General features: G+C 73.1%; 1 protein-coding gene and 1 pseudogene. Both read right to left on the bottom strand.

Annotation, left to right across the window (positions count from 1 at the left end; all coding sequences use genetic code 11):
* On the bottom strand, window positions 1-1,286 hold a 1,286-nt coding region (locus JM949_RS35770; protein WP_309232463.1), incomplete at its 3' end, for an O-antigen ligase family protein.
* A 59-nt stretch (window positions 1,287-1,345) separates the two neighbouring features.
* Window positions 1,346-1,698: pseudogene (locus tag JM949_RS35765) on the bottom strand (lipopolysaccharide biosynthesis protein); the annotation flags it as partial.

Below are 1,698 nucleotides of genomic sequence, written 5' to 3'. Positions count from 1 at the left end.
GTGGTCCGCGCGGCCGGCGGCGGTGACCCGGCCGACCGGCTCAGCCGCTCGCGTTCGGTGAGCGCCATCGCGAAGGCCACAGCGAAGAACGCGACAGCCAGGTTCTGGTTCGCCATGCCGTAGAACGGGATCTGCACGAGGCAGACCACCGGCACCACCGCCAGCCACTGCCCGGCCGCCGAGGTCGCCCGCGCGCAGATCACCGCGGCGGCGACGAACCAGGCGAGGAAGCAGACCAGCGCCGGTACGCCGTGGCTGAACAACACCATCCACAGCTGCCCCTGGGTGCCGATCGGCGCTGCCGCCGACACGGTGTCGACGTTCACCGGCGCGCCGTAGCCCAGCCACGGCGACTCCTGCACCCGGCGGATCACCTCGGTGTAGAGCGAGAGCCGATCGGTGTTGGTGTCGCTGGAATCGACCCGTTTGTTGATCAGCTCGGTGATCGGAATGAACAACGTGGCCAACCCTCCGATCACCACCACCCCGACGATGGACGCGGCCACCCGGACGTTGCCGCGCAGGCTGGCCCGCACCCCGAGCACCGCCAGTCCGGCGCCGAGGCTGAGGAACATCGCCCGGTTGAGGGTGAGGAACGCCGGCGCCAGCGACAGCGGCAACGACGCCAGCAGCGCCCAGCGCAGGATGCCCTGCCGGCGCAGCATGGTGAAGGCCACCACGCAGGGCAGGGTCATGGCGTACGCGCTGCCGTAGTTGTTGGTGTACGCGAACGGCGCGGCGGGCCGGTAGATCGGGTTGAGCGAGCGGGCGCTGTATTCGGCGGTGGTGAGGTGCACCATGTCCTGGATGAACGGGGTGCCGGCCACCCCGCCGGGCAGCAGCACCTCCATCGGCGTCGTCATCGCCAGCCGGGGCACCAGCACCCCGAGCCAGCCCAGCGCCACCAGCCCGAACCAGAACGCGCAGAGCGGGGTGAGCACCGCCACCAGGCTGGCGCGTTCCCGAGCGGCGGCGTAGACGTAGACCCCGACCACCAGCGCGGTCAGGTAGAAGGCCAGGCGCAGGGCGAAGGTGAGCAGCGAGGCCGGCGAGGCCAGTTGGGTGGCGCTGACCACCACGATGGCGAGGAACAGCAGCCAGATGCCGGCCGCCGGTGGCAACGGCACCCGCCCCCGGGTGAGCAGCAACGCGAACAGCAACGCGCCCAGCAGCGGCCAGCCGAGGTAGAACGCGCCGAGCAACCACCAGAGCGGCACCAGGCCGAACATCAACGACAGCGGCCAGAGCGGTAGCCGCGGCGGCGCGGGTGGCGGCGCGGGCACGATCGCGTCCGGGAGGCCCCCGGGCGGCGGTTCGGTCGCCGGGGCGCGGGTGACCGACACGCTCAGGCCCGGCCGTTGCGGGTGAGCACGAAGCCCAGCGGGGTGACCCCGGCGGCGCGCAGCCGCTCCACCAGGCGTCGCAGGTCGCTCTGCCGGGTGCGGTCCCGCTCGACGACCACCACCGCGCTGCCCTGCCGGGCCACGGCCACGCCGCGCTCGTCGGACTCCGCGGGCGGGGCGTTGAACAGCACCAGGCCGTGGTCCGCGCCCTGCCGCCAGGTGCCGAACCGGACGCTGCCCACGCCCACTGTCACCTCGTCCGGCGACACCACCCGGCCGTTGTCCGGGCGGGCGGACGACACCCGGGGCAGCGTCAGCGTGGCGTCCGGATCGGTGGACGGGCGGGCACCGGGCG

The sequence above is a fragment of the Micromonospora tarensis genome (assembly GCF_016803395.1).
In the GTDB taxonomy this organism is placed as follows: domain Bacteria; phylum Actinomycetota; class Actinomycetes; order Mycobacteriales; family Micromonosporaceae; genus Micromonospora; species Micromonospora tarensis.
The sequence above is the reverse complement of the archived record's forward strand: the minus strand, read 5'-3'. Positions and strand labels throughout refer to the sequence as shown.